This window comes from Shewanella hafniensis, from assembly GCF_019655335.1.
Lineage (GTDB): Bacteria > Pseudomonadota > Gammaproteobacteria > Enterobacterales > Shewanellaceae > Shewanella > Shewanella hafniensis.
In genome coordinates this window covers 1-16,825 of record NZ_BPFD01000062.1, presented here as the reverse complement: position 1 = coordinate 16,825, position 16,825 = coordinate 1, and the positions used below count along the sequence as shown (strand labels likewise).

Below are 16,825 nucleotides of genomic sequence, written 5' to 3'. Positions count from 1 at the left end.
TCAGTGTGCGAGAACATCCCGAGTAAACTGCACGCTAAGCTACTCACAGGGCTATAAATTTTACGGATTTTTTACGCGCTATCTTAAAATGGCTTTGCTAGAGTACAGACACTTTCTTTATATGCGTCTTTCTATCCATGACTTCATCCATAGCGGCTACCATGACTAATTACTGGCGTTCGCACCCAACATTTTTTACTGGCGTAGTGCTAGTTATCGCGATTTTCAGCAGCGCTTTTATCGATTATTTTGCTGGCTCCACCATAGCCGTACTGCTGATCTTACAATTAGCTGTGGTCGCTATCGCCCTGCAATGCAACGCCAACTTTGCCTATTTTGCGGCTGTATTTGAGGCGACCAGTTTTAATTTTCTGTTTACCACCCCGCGTTATTCGCTACAGATGTTCAATCTTGAGGACATTCTCAATCTAACTGTGTTTCTACTTGTCGCCCTCACCACCAGCAAATTGGCCGAACTTTATCGCCGCCAGCAAGCGGCACTCGAACAGGCTCAGTTACGCAACAGCATCTTATTGTCGGTTTCCCATGACTTACGCACCCCGCTCTCGACCATTATCGGCACCTTAACGACCCTGAAGGAATACATGCCTAAGCTCAGTGCATCGCAAAAAACTGAGCTGATTGATAGCGCGGCCGCCGAGAGTCATCGTCTGCATCAATATATCGAAAACCTGTTACAGGCCACTAAGTTACAACACGGTGCACTCAAATTTAACCTAGACGAAGCCAATCTGCGCGAAGTGTTACAGCGCACTATCGCCCGCTTTCAAACCGCGCAACCTAGGATCAAAATTCACAGTGAGCCAGAGCTACCACCATTAATGATTTGCAGCTCTTTGATTGAACAAGCGATTTTTAATGTGCTCGACAATGCCCTGCACTATTCACCCACCAGCCAACCTGTAACAGTCAATCTCTATCGCCACCAAGATATGCTGCGCATCGATATTCAAGACTTAGGACAAGGCATAGCCCCATCTCAAAAGGAGGCGATTTTCGAGTTGTTTTACCGCCAACATCCTTCTACCGATGGCGGCGCAGGATTGGGCCTTCCTGTCGCCAAAGGCATTATTATTGCCCATAACGGGAGTCTCAGTGCCGAAAATGTTGCCCAAGGCAGTCTGATCCGCATCGCATTACCGATAACGAAGGAAAATGTATAAATGGCTTACAAGGTGTTAATCGTGGATGATGAGCCGCAAATTCATACCTTTATGCGGATCTCACTCGAGGCGGAAGGCTTTGAATACATAAGCGCCACCAGCATAGCCACGGCGCTCAAACAGTACCGCAGCCATCAACCGCACCTTATCGTGCTCGACCTCGGCCTGCCCGATGGTGATGGCATCGAGTTGCTCCATGCGCTGCGCCAACAGGATAAGACCCCTGTGCTAGTACTCACCGCCCGCGATCAGGAGGAAGAAAAAATCCGCCTACTCGAGGCAGGTGCTAACGACTACCTGAGTAAGCCCTTTGGGATCAGGGAATTAATCGTTCGCATCAAGGTGTTGGTTCGCGACCTTGTGGATACCTCAAGCGGCGCCGATATGCTGCAATTTGGCCCGCTCACTCTACAAAAGAGCAGCCATCAATGCTGGCTTAACCAGCAGGAAATCGCCCTCACCAAAAAGGAGTTTGCCCTACTCGTTCAGTTAATGTCCCACCCTGGGCAATTGCTGAAACAGAGCGACCTGCTGCGCAATATCTGGGGCGAAACTCACCAGGAAGATGGCCATTATCTACGGATTTTAGTCAGCCAACTGCGCAAAAAACTTAACGATAGTGACGAACAACAACTGATCAAAACCGAGCCTGGCTTAGGGTATCGGCTCACTGACCTCGGCCCGCCCTAGGCCAGCTCGCCTCACTCTTTAGTTCAACCACACAAGGATATGAAATGGCACATTTTACTGTCATCGGATTAGGCCGCTTCGGCGTCGCAGTGAGCCGAGAACTGATCCACTTAGGTCATACGGTCACTGGTGTCGATAATGACCATAAAGCTGTTGAAAAATATGTAGAAGTTCTTACCGAAGCCGTAATTTGCGATTGCGCCGATGAGGCGTCACTAAGGGAACTCGATCTTGCCAGTAGCGAAGTTGTGATTGTCGCTATCGGTTTTGATATGCAATCGAGCCTGCTGTGCACACTGGCACTGAAAAATCTCGGCGTGCAAAACATTTGGGTTAAAGCCAGTAATAAGGCGCACCACACCATATTGTCTAAACTCGATGTTACTCGGATTATCCACCCTGAAGAAGATATGGGGGTCCGCGTCGCCCAGTCGCTAAACTATCCCATGGTGAATAACTTTCTCGCCATCGGCGACGGGCTCTATATTGTTGAAATCCACATTAAAGCCCATTTGCATCAAGCCACTGTTGGCCAACTGCTGGGGAACTTGCAAGAGAAAAACACTGATGAGCAAATCAACGTGCAACGCAGCCCTAAGGGCAAAGTCGCGCCGTTAATGGTCAAACGAGAGCAAAGTGTATTTAGCAAGATTGATAGCGATTTTACCTTGCACACAGAAGATGCCCTATTCCTCTGCGGTAGCCGTGCCGAGTTAAAACAGCTCGCGCCAAGGTTGGTGTAAGGTGGTTCAATGGCATCCTTCGCTCACCCTAGAGCACACTCCTAAAAGCGGCAAAAAACTCTTTGGCGCGCCGCCCTTTATTTTAAGTGCAAGCTTTGCTCTGTTGATCCTCGTCGGCACATGTTTACTTAAACTGCCCATCGCCACCGAGTCGCCCATTACTTGGCTACAAAGTCTGTTTACCGTCACCTCGGCGGTGACAGTAACAGGGCTTGTGGTCGTCGATACTGGCAGTGTGTTCACGCCCTTTGGCCAAGTGATAATCGCACTGTTAATTCAATGCGGTGGTTTAGGCTTGATGACCTTTGCGATTGTCACGCTAATAGCGCTGGGCGGTAAGATTGGCTTTCTGCAGCAAACCGTTGCAAAAGAGGCGTTTAATCAAACAGATACCTCGACATTAGTCTCGACCGCAAAAGCCGTGCTAGTGTTTTCGCTATTGGTTGAAGCCGTCGGCATGCTGATTTTATCTGTCTACTGGAGCGGCGAGCTGGGCTGGCAAACTAGCTTATTCCACGGCTTTTTCTATACCATTAGCGCCTTTAATAACGCAGGTTTTGCCCTAAGCCCAGATAGCTTAATGCCCTATGTGGCCGATCCCGTGATCAACCTGACCATCACAGGTTTATTTATCATTGGTGGTTTAGGATTTTCGGTGTGGATAGATCTGCGCAGGAACAAACGTTGGTCAAAACTCACCGTTTACAGCCGCATGATGATTACTGGAACTATTGTCATCAACACGGTCGCCGTGATTGCGATTTACTTTATTGAGTACAACAACCCCAACACCTTGGCGCCCTTAAGCGAACTAGGCAAATGGTTGGCCTCTTGGTTTCAAGCCGTAACCCCGCGCACCGCAGGCTTTAATACCCTAGCGATTGACCAACTCGAAGACGCCAGTACCTTACTCATACTCGTGCTGATGTTTATCGGCGGTGGGTCCCTCAGTACCGCCAGCGGCATTAAAGTCGTCACCTTTATGGTGCTGATTTTGGCCACTTATGGTTATTTACGTCGCGACGAAGCCATCTATGTGTTTAAACGGGAAATCCCAAAAGATACCGTCAGCAAAGCCTTAGCGCTGACCATCATCTCTTTGGTCGTATCTTGGCTGGCCATTTTCATACTGGTATTAAGCGAGAAAGCGCCGTTAGTCGATATCGTCTTCGAGGCCATATCCGCACTGGGCACTGTCGGTTTGTCCCGAGGTTTGACAGGTAACTTAACTAGCCTAGGCCAAGCCATCATCATCTTTATGATGTTCATGGGACGCCTCGGCCCACTCATGCTCGCCTACTTTCTTGCCAATCCAAGGGTGAAAAAACTGCGCTACGCAGAAACCAAACTGGCAATTGGTTAAATTAATTAGTTGGACGGCTGGCATTGCAAGATAGTCAATGCCGCTATTGGTTCAACTCAGCTTAGCTGTGGGCGATCAACAAATGGCACAGCGGGGCGTTAATGTAATAATTAGCGCGCCCCACTTTTTGTTTCGTTAAAAATCCGTACTCGACCAGTTGCTCTAAATATTTAGTGACGCCAGTAGTAAGTAAAACAAACGAGTCTATATAGATAAATTTCGCTCTTTTTTATACTTAATAGATTCAATATGTGTAATTTTCCTCAAAAATTATACATGACGGAGAAAAACACGTATCGTTTTTCAATTTTTCTATACATTACACCTAACTCGTTCAACTCAATGGCAAGAACGTCAAATAGCAACTAACTCAGCAAAATCAGTTACTTTACACATAAACATGGCTCATTTAACATCTGCTGCTTCTTATTTTAATGTAGAGTGGCCAACCTAAACAGAAAGGGCAGATCACCAGTACAATGTGCCAAGATCAGCGTCGAGTAATATAGAGCGTCTTGCCAACAATATTTCACGCTCTCTTGCTAACTCGTCCAGCCTTGCATCAATTGCGCTTAACTCTTCAGCAATCATACGCCCTCCACAAATACCATCTAATCAAATTTATCCTGACGCAAAGTTAGCTGTAAACCATATCATTAATGAGCTACAATAAATTCACATTAATAATATCTGTCAGGATTAAAGCTTTGTCAGTCTCAGCGTTAGTTGCCAATAGACTATCTCGAATGAAACGAGGCGTCCCATTTTCTATAGAGAACTTTTATTCTCTAGGCACGACGACATCTGTTCAAAAGGCAATGAGCCGACTAGCACAAACAGGGGAAGTGGTTCGTGTGGCAAAGGGGTTCTATTCCCGCCCCAAACCCTTACCTAGCATTCCGTCTATCAAGATTACGGCAAAGGCAGAAGACGTCGCGCAGACATGGGCACGGACTCATCACTATAAAATAGCGCCTCAAGGACTCGAATCGGCTTATCGACTTGGCATGCAAACGCAAGCGCCCGTTAAAGCCGTATATTGGACGACAGGACCCAGTCGTGAGTTCCATGTTGGTCATCAAACGGTACAAGTCAAACATACGACAGAAACCAAATTACAGTGGATAAATAAGCCAGAGGGAACCTTATTGAGAGGCTTGCTCTCTTTATCGCCGGAACACACTTCTGTCGCGACCCTGCTTATGGCAATAAAGCGTTTAAATCTTCGCGAAAATGAAGCAATTGAGGTTATTCGAAAACTCAGTAACAGCCCAATATTGAAAATGTGGCATTCCAAGTTACATCAACTAGAGAGCAACCTCAGATGATGAGCATTTTTGACTGGTATGCAGATAAATCCAAACATGCAGAACTCGCCGGCATGTTTGAATATGCCGCTCAGCAACATGAACATGGCTTAGTGGCAAATTTTTTAGAAAAGGATGTTTGGGTAGCAGAAATACTCCGCCTACTCTACGACGAAAGGCCGCTCGGAGACTGCTCTGTTGCCTTTAAAGGTGGAACCGCTCTCAGTAAATGTTGGGGTGCTATTGAGCGATTCTCAGAAGACATTGACTTATCTATCCACTGGGCTGATTTATCTGGGTTATCTGAAGAGGATGAGTTGACCGCGTGGAAAACAAGCACTCAAAGCACTAGCCAAAATAGAAAGTTTAGAGATGCACAACAAAAACGCTTAGTGCAGTGGAGCAATAACTTAGTTGAAACACTGAATGCTCGATTCGCCCAGTACAACATAGCAGGGCTCTGCGCCAACGTTGAGCCTGACTCTCATGGTGAAAAAATTGATATCCATTTCCCGCGAGTCACCCATAGCGCTAATGACGATCAACTTGATCATTTACTATTAGAATTTGGTGGTAGAAATCGCGGCAAACCAACGGAAGTCATCGATGTCGCATGCTACATGGATAGCATTACGGCCTTCCAATCCCTGGCATTGCCCAAAGCAAAAGTGATGGCATACCAGAGAGACTTTATTCTTTGGGAAAAATTAACGGCACTCCATCAATTTGCTACCCAAGAAAAGGAGCCTAATCCAAACAGACTCGCTCGACATTGGTATGATGTCGATTGCCTGTTAAGGATGGGATTTGCAGATCCTTATAATACGCCAGAGGCGATGCTGGCCGTCATCGAGATGAAAAAATACCGCTTCGCAAACCCAGGCGTCGATTACGAAAAAATCCTTCAAGGACAGCTAACACTTATCCCAACACCTAAAAGATTAGACGAGATAGCAAAGGATCACGCCCGAGCTATTGCTGGAGGGATGTTTTTTACCACACCGACATCGTTTGACAGCATAGTCATGCGTCTTAACGTCATGCAAAACGACCTCAATCAGCATCTTGCTGCATTGCTCAAGTAGTATGAGCCTACGTGATCCGTACCGCTGGGGATCCATCACACTCACTCAGATATAGCTGTCGAGCAGAGTCTATTCATTATCTTTTTATGGATTGTAGCGACGGGTTGAACGGACCAAAGGTGGTTTTGCTAACGAGAACGGTTTATTCAAGCTGCTTTACGCGGGTATATTGAAGACATCAGAGCGCTGGACGCATCCCATCCAAAATTGTAATTTGACACTGTCACAACCGGAAGTAGAGAGCTGTATGCACAATTAAGTGCAAATTTTCTGGTCTTGAAACCGGACTATTCGCTAGCAACAGCTCAAATTGAAAACGCTCCAAATGTGGTCGATTTCCGAACGAATAAGCTATTAGCGGCAAAGTGGAAAAAGACGAAACATTGATAATCAGCTTTATTTAACCCCATAAAAACGAAGATGTTCCTTTTACCTTTTAAATCAATGTTATAAGGTAGATTCTATCAATTTATACAAAAAAATTGTCTTCGTTGAATTCACATAGTCTTCGTTTTAATTTCATCACTCTTATGCAAGATATGCGCTACACCGCTTGTCCTGCGGCAACGCCGGATGCCCAGGCCCATTGGAAATTAAACCCGCCTAACCAACCACTTACGTCCATGACTTCGCCGATAAAGTAGAGTCCTGCGACTTTGCTGGCTTCCATGGTTTTGGATGACAGCTCATTACTATCAATACCACCTAAGGTCACTTCGGCGGTGCGGTAGCCTTCGGTGCCGTTCATCAATACTGTCCAGTGGTGTATATCATCCACCAGTGTTGCGCGCTCAGCGTGCACTAGCTGATTTAACGCTTTATTCAACAGGGCTTCATCGAATAACACTTCGATCAGCCGTTTAGGCAACCATTGGCTGAGGGTGTTGCGCAGGCTTTGTTTTGGATGTGCGGCGAGCTGTTGCTCTAGCAATTGCGCCAAATCCATATTCGGCAAGAGATCAATTTCTATGGTTTCGCCCGCTTTCCAATAGTTGGAAATCTGCAAAATGGCGGGGCCAGATAAGCCACGGTGAGTGAATAGCAGCGCTTCGCTAAACGCAGTGCCATCTTTGGCGGTAATGCGGCTCGGTACGGCTATGCCCGACAAAGGTTCGAAACGAATTTTATCTTCACTGTGCCAGGTAAACGGTACCAGACCCGCGTGAGTTGGCAATACTTTAAGACCAAATTGCTCGGCTAGTTGATAACCGTAAGGCGTGGCGCCCAGCTTTGGCATGGATAAGCCGCCCGTGGCAATAACCAATGAGTCGCAGCTCAGTTCACCATTAGAAGTGTTAAGTTCAAAGCGACCTGCTTCGGTCTTTTTAACGGCCAGAATATCGGTGCGCAGCTTAATCGTCACGCCCGCCCATTCACACTCGGTCAATAGCATAGTGACTATCTCTTTGGCCGAGTCATTGCAGAACAATTGGCCGTGATCGCGCTCATGGTATTCAATGCCGTGGCGCTCGACTAATTCAATAAACTGCTGCGACGGATAACGCGCGAGTGCCGACTTAACAAAGTGCGGGTTGCCACAAAGGAAATTAGCGGGCTCGACTTTAAGGTTGGTGAAGTTACAACGCCCGCCGCCGCTGATGAGGATTTTACGCCCAGCTTGCTTGGCATTGTCGAGTACGAGTACATCACGGCCACGGTAACCTGCGGTCGCTGCACACATTAATCCTGCGGCGCCGGCTCCGATAATAATGACATCATGATGTTTCACGATCTTACTCCACACAGATAAATTGATTGGTATTGGCTGCCAACAGGCCGTTTGCTGACTCGCGAACCCTTAGCAAGCAAGTCAGCAACCGCTAAACGGAGCAAAGATAAGCTCAAACGTTAGGCACAAATCCCCTCTTTCACCATCCATGGCGACCGGGGATAAATACTTCCGTGCATAAAAAAGGGCGCTATTTTAGCACCCTTTCTTTTATTCAGCATCATCACGGCTCGCGGTTTATTGCGTAGGCGTTTCTGATTTCTTTTCTCTGCTGAGCAATTCTTTCGCAGCATCGACGGGCGATTTACCTTGGTACAAGACTTGGTAAATCTGCTCAGTGATTGGCATTTCAACCCCAAGGCGTTTCGCAAGGGTAAACACTTCCTTGGTATTGCGATAACCTTCAACCACTTGGCCGATTTCAGCCTGTGCTGTCATCACATCGCAACCTTTACCTAAGGCTAATCCGAAACGACGGTTACGGGATTGGTTGTCGGTACAGGTCAACACTAAGTCGCCTAACCCCGCCATGCCCATAAAAGTGGCCGCATTGGCACCTAAGGCTTCGCCTAAACGCGTCAATTCGACTAAACCACGGGTAATCAAGGCCGTTCTGGCATTGGCACCAAAGCCGATTCCGTCAGACATGCCCGCACCAATCGCGATCACGTTCTTTACCGCGCCGCCAAGTTGCAGTCCGGTAAAGTCGTCGTTGGCGTAAACCCGCAAACGTTTAGGGCTGTGTAACAGCTCAACGAGATCGTTAGTGAAAGTAGGACAAGTGCCCGCAACCGAAATGGCCGTAGGTAAACCCATGGCTAATTCTTTCGCGAAGGTCGGCCCAGATAACACCGCCAGCGGATATTGCTCACCTAACACATCACGGGCCACATCTTGCAGCAAACGTCCGGTTTCAGGTTCGAGCCCTTTCGTTGCCCATACGATGCGCGCATCGCTACGGAGTAACGGTTTAGCTTGCTCAAGCACAGTACCAAACACATGGCTTGGTACTACCACTAACACATTGTTACTGGCAGCTAAGGCTTTGGCTAAATCGGCTTCGATCTGTAAACAATCAGGAAACGCAATACCAGGCAAAAACGCTTGGTTGCACTTGTCTTGAGCGAGCGTTTGCATGTGGGCAGGATCGTGTCCCCATAACAAGGTCTTATGACCATTGCTGGCTAAAGAAATGGCAAGGGCGGAGCCATAAGAGCCCGCCCCTAATACCGTGATATCGGCAGAGTTTTTCATGTAATTAAGCGTTAGCTTCTTCGGCAGCTGGTGCAGTCGCAGCAGCTTGACGTTGTTGCACGTATTGGGCAAACAGCGCGTCGAAGTTCACTGGTGCTAAGTTCAGTTGTGGGAAAGTACCACGGCCGACTAAGCTGCCCACGGTTTCGCGAGCATATGGGAATAGGATGTTAGGGCAGTATGCACCTAATGAATGTGCCAGTTGTGGCTCAGTCAGACCAGTGATAGAGAAGATACCAGCTTGTTGTACTTCACATAGGAAAGCAGTATCGCCACCGTTTTGTGCCGTTACCGTTAAAGACAGGACAACTTCATACACATCGTCAGCTAATTTAGCGCTGCGCGTGTCTAAATCTAACTTAACTTCTGGGTTCCATTCTTTTTGGAATACAGCTGGGCTGTTAGGCGTTTCGAAAGACACATCTTTAGTGTAAACACGTTGGATGTTGAATTGTGGGGCTTGTTGTTCGTTGTTTGCTACTTCAGCCATAATTTCCTACCTATCCTATCAATGTTGTATCGGCTTTTCGTTGAAAGCCAATTATTATTTGAAAGCCAATTACTATTTGAATGTAAATTGGCCCGGGGCTTATGTTACTCAAGGCCTGTATCAGATCTCGGTATCATCCCAACTTTCACCCATATTCGGGTATCGATCGAACCAGTCTAAAAACTTACATTAAGCCCTTAGCGACCGCAGGATCAGTATGCCAAACAATGATGACTTTATTACTGCACTATCCGGTGGATTGAGTGCAGCTTAAATCATAACTGCCGCCGACAACTTATCTTTTGCTTTTTGAAACAGGCATATTTGCTGCCTGCCATTCACCCATACCACCTTTCAAGTTGTACAGGTTTTCAAAACCTTGCTTACTCAAAAGCTGAGCGGCTTGAGACGAGGTCATGCCAGCATTGCATACCAATATAATGGGACTCGCTTTATACTTTTCAAGGGCAGATATCTGATTATTTTTAATATCTGCTAGCGTAACGTTAATTGCATCAACAATATGCCCCTTGCGGAACTCATCACTTGAGCGCACATCAACCACTTTAGCGTCCTGTCTGTTCACCATAATCGTCAGTTCTTGGTGAGAAATACTTTTGATCTTTGACATGCTCGATTTGATGAGACTCGCAACAAGCACAACAAATAATCCCACCCAAGCCAGACTGAGCATTGAGTGAGCTTTAAAAAATTCGATATATTCTTGCATGATGATTGCCCGCATAAATGGCGAAAATTCGATAAGGGCACAGAGTATACCGATTGCCTTGGCAGATTGCAGCAGTTTAGTCACAGTTCGAGATCGCACTTTTAGCGCAATTGGTCCAGCACTTGTCACAAGCCACTCACAGAATCGAGCGAATTAGTGATTCGATGACCTTAATCGGGGTAAAGCGCTTTTTCATACCCAGCTAACGTAGTAATATTTGACCAATTTCAGATTTCTATCGCTTCTATAAAACTTAAAGGTATCACTATGACGACAGCTAAACGTCCGCTCGCGTTGTTGATCCTCGATGGCTGGGGCTACCGTGAAAACACGCATAACAATGCGATTTTCCACGCCAACACTCCGGTACTCGACCGTCTCAACGCTCAATATCCCCATAGTTTGATTTCAGGTTCTGGCTTAGATGTAGGCTTACCTGATGGCCAGATGGGAAATTCTGAAGTTGGCCACATTAACTTAGGCTCTGGCCGTGTGGTTTATCAAGAACTCACTCGTATCAGTAAAGCCATTGCAGATCATGAGTTTGAACAAAATCCAGCCCTGTGCGATGCGGTTGATTCAGCCATTAAAGCCGGCGGCGCAGTGCATATTATGGGTCTGCTTTCTCCCGGTGGCGTTCACAGCCATGAAGAGCATATCGAAGCTATGTGCCGCATGGCCGTTGCCCGTGGCGCGACAAAGGTTTATCTGCATGCTTTCCTCGACGGCCGTGATACACCACCGCGCAGCGCTAAAGGCAGCTTGAGCCATTTTGATGATCTGTTTACTACATTAGGCCATGGCCGTATCGCCTCGATTATTGGTCGTTACTTTGCAATGGACAGGGATAATCGTTGGGATCGCGTCTCGCAAGCCTACGATTTGATCACCCAAGGCAAGTCCAAATTCCAATACGACAATGCCGTTACAGCATTAGAAGCGGCTTACGAGCGTAACGAGAACGACGAGTTCGTCTCTTCATCGGCAATTACCGATGCCGACGGCCAAGTTGCCACCTTGCAAGATGGCGATGCACTGATATTTATGAACTTCCGTGCCGACCGTGCCCGTCAAATCACCCGTAGCTTTATCAACCCAGACTTCGATGGTTTCGAGCGTGCTGTAGTGCCGAAAATGCACTTTGTCACTCTGACTGAGTACGCCGGCGACATCAAAGCACCTATCGCGTATCCATCTGAAAACTTGATGAATACCTTAGGTGAAGTGCTGCAGAAACAAGGTCGCACTCAACTGCGAATCTCTGAAACTGAGAAATATGCCCATGTGACTTTCTTCTTCAACGGCGGCAAAGAAGAGCCATTCGAAGGTGAAGATCGCATCCTAATCAACTCACCTAAAGTGGCGACTTACGATCTACAGCCTGAGATGAGTTCAACTGAACTCACCGACAAGTTAGTGGCGGCGATTGAATCAACCAAGTACGACGTGATCATCTGTAATTATCCCAATGGCGACATGGTCGGTCACACGGGTAATTTCGATGCCGCCGTGAAAGCCTGTGAAGCAGTTGACGCTTGTATCGGCCGTGTAGTGGATGCACTGGCGAAGGTTGGAGGTGAATGCATTATTACCGCCGACCATGGTAACGCCGAGCAAATGACTGACGAAACCACAGGTCAGGCGCACACAGCCCACACCAGTGAACTGGTACCTTTCGTCTTTGTGGGCCGCGATGCGACCATAGATGAAGGTGGTAAACTCAGCGATGTCGCACCGACCATCTTGACCTTGATTGGCGAAGCCATACCAGCAGAGATGACGGGCAAGCCCTTAATCCACATTAAAGAGTAACCGTTACCTAGTGAGCACTCGACTCCTTGTTAAAGCCAGCATTATTGCTGGCTTTATGATGTTATCTTTCTCGGCCAACGCTTCTGATTTGGAGAAGCGTCAGTCCGAGTTGAAATCAATCCAATCGCAAATAAATCAACAACAAAGCGCATTAAAAACCACAAGTAAGCAAAGAGAAAAATTGCTGTCATTGCTGCGTAGCGATGAAGAAGCGATTGCGTCAGCGGCCAAAAAAGTCAACAGCACTAAAAATAGTTTAGCGCAAATCGACACTAAACTGACCGAGCTGAAACAACGTCAAGATGAGTTAGAAACGCTAAAAGTGACTCAGCAACAGACACTGTCGAAACAGCTGTCGAGCGCCTATCTTGCCGGTAATCACGATTACACTAAGATGATGCTCAATCAGCAAAGTCCTGCCACTATCGAGCGTATGTTGGCTTATTACCAATACCTCAATAAAGCGCGGATGAAGTCGATCAACGAATTAAAGCAAACCTTGACCGAGCTAGATGAGATCAAGGTGTCGCAAACGACTAAGCAAAAGCAATTAACCAAACTCGTGGCCGAACAACAGGTCCAAGCCAAACGTTTGAGCCAAGAGCAAGCTCAGCGACAACTGACCATCAAAGAGCTGCAACGTACTTTAAACTCTAAGGGCGCAGAACTTGAACAGTTGCAAATTGAAGAGGCGAGCTTAAAGCGCGTGGTAGAACAAGCGCTGCGGGCCATGAAAGACAATCCTTCAATGGAAGGTTTTGGTAAACAAGGTGGCAAACTCAAATGGCCGACTAAAGGTCGCGTCAGTGCCAGCTTTGGCAGTCAACGTTCCGGCCAAGTGGTGTGGAAAGGCACTATGTTGTCTGCACCAGAAGGGCAAAATATTCGAGCCGTTTCAGGTGGTAAGGTTATTTATGCCGACTGGTTACGTGGTTTTGGTTTAGTGATGGTTATCGATCATGGCAAAGGTTATATGAGCCTTTACGGCCATGCTCAAACCCTATTAAAAAGCCCTGGCGACATGGTAAAAAGCGGCGAAGCGATAGCTTTAGTCGGACGTTCGGGTGGACAGAGCGAGGCTGGCCTATACTTTGAAATAAGGCACAAGGGGCAAGCCGTCGATCCAGCGAAATACTGTCGCTAATCATAACGGTCCCCTCATCACAGGGGACGGCTATGAAACACATGATCCGCTATATCAGTTGCGTTGGATTAGGCCTGACTTTGGGCCTATCCATCAGCCTCTCTGGTCAAGAAAATGCTAAGTCCTATCGCAGCGATTTTGACTATCCGTTACTGCAAGATGTGCTTGAAACTGTTGAAACTTATTACGTAAAAACCGTTTCGAAAGAAGAGTTAGTGCAAGCGGCAATCAAAGGTATTTTTGAGCACTTAGATCCCTATTCCAGCTTTTTGAATCACCAAGAATTACTCGATCTCAAAGACTCCAATCGCGGCGAATATTTTGGTTTCGGCTTCGAAGTCGCAACCCAAAATGACCACATCAACATCATCGCTCCCTTCGCCCATTCCCCTGCAGAACAAGCGGGAATACGCGCGGGCGACATTATCGTTAAGCTCAACGACACACTGGCGACCGAGACGAACCTCGCCAATATTCTCGCCGAGATAAAAAAACATAGCCTAAGCAATCAAAGTATTAAGCTAGTGCTCAAGCACAGCAATGACGATGCAACCTTTGAGGTGTCACTCAAGCCGAGTACTATCACTATCGAATCTGTCACCACTCAACTGCTTGATGGCAATATTGGTTATGTCAGATTAAGTAGTTTCCAAGAAAACTCGACCGAAGATATGGTGCGTTCACTTAGCCAATGGCAAAACAAACCGCTCGCCGGACTCATCTTAGATTTACGTAATAATCCCGGCGGCCTGCTCGACCAAGCCGTTAAAATTGCCGACCTATTTCTTGCTAAGGGCCGCATAGTCTCAACCTCTGGCCGCTTCTTCGATGCCAACTCCGACTACTATGCCTCGCCACAAACCATGCTGACTAACGTGCCCATGCTAGTGTTGATCAACAAAGGTTCGGCCTCTGCATCCGAAGTGCTCGCCGCCGCACTGCAGGAAAATGGGCGCGCTAAGCTGTTAGGCGAGACCAGTTTTGGTAAAGGTACAGTACAAAGCCTGATCCCTATCTTAGATGACGGTAACGCGATAAAACTCACCATTGCTCAGTACAACACCCCCAAAGGTGAAAACATTCACAACATAGGAATCGTCCCAGACATAAAAATTGCCGCAGAAACTGGTTCCGGCGCGGGGAATTTGGCTATAATCGACGCCCTATCCGCCCATGCCTCTCTGGCCCAAGATCATCAAGTGACCTCAGCCATTGCATGGATACAGCATCATGACGAATAAGAAGAAACTGTGCGCTTACTTTATTCCTTGGCCCTATTGGCCCTAAGCATTTCTCAAAGTCATGCTGCCCAGATTGCCCTCATTATTGATGACATTGGTTATCGTCATACCGATCAGGCCGTACTGGCACTGCCCAGCACAGTGACACTCTCAGTGTTGCCTCATACTCCTCTTGGTAAAGTACTCGCCAATGCTGGCCATAAAAAGGGCCACGAAATCATGCTGCATCTGCCTATGCAGGCGCTTAATGGTAAAGCGTTAGGGCTGGGGGGATTGACCAATACTATGACTGAGGCACAAATCCGCGCCAGTGTTGTCGATGCGATTAACAGCGTCCCTTTTGCTAAAGGTGCCAATAACCACATGGGGAGCCTATTGACTCAACTCGATGATCCTATGCTGTGGGTGATGGAAACCCTCAAGCAAAAGCATTTGTATTTTGTCGATAGCATGACAACAAGGTTCACTAAGGCAGGAGAGACAGCGGATCAGTTAGGTGTGCCGTTATTAAAACGCCAACTGTTTTTAGACAATGACATCAGTGCAAAAGCACTCGAAAGACAATTTAGCTTAATGATAAGTCAGGCACATACTCAAGGTAACCTAGTGGCGATTGCCCATCCTTATCCAGAAACCATGCGCTTCTTAAAGGCCAATCTACAAAGACTAAAAACCGAGGGGATTGATCTAGTACCAGCATCAAGCTTACTCCCCATCGACATTGCACACAAAAATGGAACTAATCCAGCTGTAACACTGAGATAGACATGTCAGGCAGCAAGGCAAGTAACTCATCACTATTACTCACAATATCCAGCAGAGTATATTGATCGAGCACATTCAAATAGGCTTCAACTGCTTGTGCTAACACGCCTTTCAACTTACAAGCTGGCGTGAATCGGCAGTAAGGTTTACTGCAATCAATCGGCGCTAACGAGTTTTCTAACACCCGAACTAACTGACCTAGGTTAATCTCACTCGCAGGCTTACCCAAACGGAAACCGCCCATCTTGCCGCGAATGGTTTCGAGGTAACCCATCTTGCCTAAATGATGCACTATCTTAGAGACATGATTTGGAGACAGATCAAATACCTGAGTAATTTCAGCAATTCTAAATAAAGTGGTTCTGTCTGGCTGAACCGCCAAATACATCAAGGTTCGAACGCCAAAATCGGTATAACGAGTTAACTGCATATTTCACCTGTCAGCGATAAACTTAATGAGAGGTTTGAGCTTCGAGTTGGGTAATCAACCAAAGCGCCTCTTCGTTTGAATGACCACACACATCTTCCGATGCATCGAAATCACTACAAACCGCAGGACGATCGGGCGAGCCGAAGATCAAACATAAATTGGCATCACTCAACTGCACACAACGTTCACCTGCAGCCTTACCATTTGGCATACCAGGAATACCGCTGCTAATTGAAGGCGCAATACAGCAAGCACCACACCCAAGACGACAATTCATTTTCGTTACTCATGAAAGACATAAGGCATTATACCGTTTAATTTGTCCGAGATCAGTGTCACAGGTCAATACTGCCAAGTCGCGCACAAGCGTCATTCAGTGCGTGAAAGACATAATATGGATAAAGTGGGACGAACTTAGACAAAAATAGGTTGAGATTTAAGTTTACTACGAATGAGTTGCAACCTTTAAAAAGACTTTCATTCTATACAGGTAGAGACGATGAACTCATGAACGCGACGCGGGGGTGGGCTAGAACCTTGCAAAAGAAGCCGCGACAATAGAAATAAATTGCATAACGAAAAAAGCCTCTACATTGCTGTAGAGGCTTTCGTCTTGATGTTGGCGGAGCGGACGGGACTCGAACCCGCGACCCCCGGCGTGACAGGCCGGTATTCTAACCAACTGAACTACCGCTCCTTTAACTTAACGTTTGCACATTAAGCTAAATTAAGCGCTTGGCGATGACCTACTCTCACATGGGGAGACCCCACACTACCATCGGCGCGTTTGCGTTTCACTTCTGAGTTCGGGATGGGATCAGGTGGTTCCACAAGGCTATTGTCACCAAGCAAATTCTT

Annotated in this window: 17 protein-coding genes, 1 tRNA gene and 1 rRNA gene; 10 read left to right on the top strand and 9 right to left on the bottom strand. The window is 47.0% G+C overall.

Annotated elements, in window-relative coordinates; translation table 11 throughout:
* The first annotated feature begins 137 nt into the window (after positions 1-137).
* Genes K5Q99_RS16230 through K5Q99_RS16215 form a run of 4 tightly spaced genes read left to right on the top strand, consistent with a single transcriptional unit; the run spans position 138 to position 3,980 of the window.
* Positions 138-1,184, top strand: a complete 1,047-nt coding sequence (locus tag K5Q99_RS16230) for a sensor histidine kinase (protein WP_106648695.1) — start codon at positions 138-140, stop codon at positions 1,182-1,184.
* A complete protein-coding gene (locus K5Q99_RS16225; RefSeq protein ID WP_220777433.1) occupies positions 1,185-1,874 on the top strand; it encodes a response regulator transcription factor in 690 nt (229 codons plus the stop codon).
* 44 nt (positions 1,875-1,918) lie between these two features.
* Positions 1,919-2,617, top strand: a complete 699-nt coding sequence (locus K5Q99_RS16220) for a potassium channel family protein (protein WP_220591598.1) — start codon at positions 1,919-1,921, stop codon at positions 2,615-2,617.
* Between the two features lies 1 nt (position 2,618).
* Positions 2,619-3,980, top strand: coding sequence for a TrkH family potassium uptake protein (locus K5Q99_RS16215; protein ID WP_220777432.1), 1,362 nt, complete (start codon positions 2,619-2,621; stop codon positions 3,978-3,980).
* A 61-nt stretch (positions 3,981-4,041) separates the two neighbouring features.
* Here the strand turns inward: K5Q99_RS16215 and K5Q99_RS22895 are convergent, their stop codons facing one another.
* Entirely contained in the window at positions 4,042-4,188 is a 147-nt protein-coding gene (locus tag K5Q99_RS22895) for a hypothetical protein (protein WP_373317095.1), read from the bottom strand.
* 451 nt (positions 4,189-4,639) lie between these two features.
* Between K5Q99_RS22895 and K5Q99_RS16210 the strand changes: the two genes are divergently transcribed.
* A complete protein-coding gene (locus K5Q99_RS16210; protein WP_220777431.1) occupies positions 4,640-5,308 on the top strand; it encodes a DUF6088 family protein in 669 nt (222 codons plus the stop codon).
* Complete coding sequence (locus tag K5Q99_RS16205; protein WP_220777430.1) at positions 5,305-6,372, top strand: nucleotidyl transferase AbiEii/AbiGii toxin family protein; 1,068 nt, start codon at positions 5,305-5,307, stop codon at positions 6,370-6,372. The genes K5Q99_RS16210 and K5Q99_RS16205 overlap by 4 nt, the downstream gene beginning before the upstream one ends.
* A 544-nt stretch (positions 6,373-6,916) precedes the next feature.
* Here the strand turns inward: K5Q99_RS16205 and K5Q99_RS16200 are convergent.
* The 4 genes from K5Q99_RS16200 to K5Q99_RS16185 form a co-directional block, all read right to left on the bottom strand.
* Entirely contained in the window at positions 6,917-8,101 is a 1,185-nt protein-coding gene (locus tag K5Q99_RS16200) for a BaiN/RdsA family NAD(P)/FAD-dependent oxidoreductase (RefSeq protein WP_220777429.1), read from the bottom strand.
* A 237-nt stretch (positions 8,102-8,338) separates the two neighbouring features.
* Positions 8,339-9,355 (bottom strand): NAD(P)H-dependent glycerol-3-phosphate dehydrogenase, encoded by a 1,017-nt coding sequence (gene gpsA / locus K5Q99_RS16195; RefSeq protein WP_220777428.1) that lies wholly within the window; start codon positions 9,353-9,355, stop codon positions 8,339-8,341.
* 4 nt (positions 9,356-9,359) lie between these two features.
* Positions 9,360-9,845, bottom strand: coding sequence for a protein-export chaperone SecB (gene secB / locus K5Q99_RS16190; protein ID WP_006083777.1), 486 nt, complete (start codon positions 9,843-9,845; stop codon positions 9,360-9,362).
* Positions 9,846-10,140: 295 nt separating this feature from the next.
* Positions 10,141-10,575 carry a rhodanese-like domain-containing protein gene (locus K5Q99_RS16185; protein ID WP_106651729.1) on the bottom strand — a complete coding sequence of 145 codons (435 nt, stop codon included), beginning with the start codon at positions 10,573-10,575 and terminating at the stop codon, positions 10,141-10,143.
* Between the two features lie 267 nt (positions 10,576-10,842).
* Here K5Q99_RS16185 and gpmM point away from each other — a divergent pair, with 267 nt between their 5' ends.
* From gpmM to K5Q99_RS16165, 4 genes are read left to right on the top strand one after another with little or no spacing between them, the layout of a single operon-like run.
* Positions 10,843-12,387: a 2,3-bisphosphoglycerate-independent phosphoglycerate mutase gene (gene gpmM / locus K5Q99_RS16180; RefSeq protein ID WP_220777427.1), complete on the top strand. Its 1,545-nt coding sequence runs from the start codon at positions 10,843-10,845 to the stop codon at positions 12,385-12,387.
* Between the two features lie 10 nt (positions 12,388-12,397).
* The gene (locus K5Q99_RS16175; protein WP_220777426.1) at positions 12,398-13,531 is read left to right on the top strand and encodes a murein hydrolase activator EnvC family protein; all 1,134 of its coding nucleotides are present in this window, start codon (positions 12,398-12,400) and stop codon (positions 13,529-13,531) included.
* A gap of 32 nt (positions 13,532-13,563) precedes the next feature.
* Complete coding sequence (locus K5Q99_RS16170) at positions 13,564-14,772, top strand: S41 family peptidase (RefSeq protein WP_220591591.1); 1,209 nt, start codon at positions 13,564-13,566, stop codon at positions 14,770-14,772.
* Between the two features lie 9 nt (positions 14,773-14,781).
* Complete coding sequence (locus K5Q99_RS16165; RefSeq protein WP_220777425.1) at positions 14,782-15,537, top strand: divergent polysaccharide deacetylase family protein; 756 nt, start codon at positions 14,782-14,784, stop codon at positions 15,535-15,537.
* On the opposite strand, the gene K5Q99_RS16160 is transcribed toward K5Q99_RS16165, so the two are convergent.
* The 4 genes from K5Q99_RS16160 to rrf all read right to left on the bottom strand — a co-directional run bounded on the left by K5Q99_RS16160 (position 15,512) and on the right by rrf (position 16,816).
* Complete coding sequence (locus tag K5Q99_RS16160; RefSeq protein WP_063884306.1) at positions 15,512-15,967, bottom strand: Rrf2 family transcriptional regulator; 456 nt, start codon at positions 15,965-15,967, stop codon at positions 15,512-15,514. The genes K5Q99_RS16165 and K5Q99_RS16160 overlap by 26 nt on opposite strands.
* A 22-nt stretch (positions 15,968-15,989) precedes the next feature.
* Complete coding sequence (locus tag K5Q99_RS16155) at positions 15,990-16,244, bottom strand: YkgJ family cysteine cluster protein (RefSeq protein ID WP_006083785.1); 255 nt, start codon at positions 16,242-16,244, stop codon at positions 15,990-15,992.
* 343 nt (positions 16,245-16,587) lie between these two features.
* Positions 16,588-16,664 (bottom strand) — tRNA-Asp (locus K5Q99_RS16150).
* Positions 16,665-16,700: 36 nt separating this feature from the next.
* A 5S ribosomal RNA gene (rrf, locus tag K5Q99_RS16145) occupies positions 16,701-16,816 on the bottom strand.
* Positions 16,817-16,825: the final 9 nt, after the last annotated feature.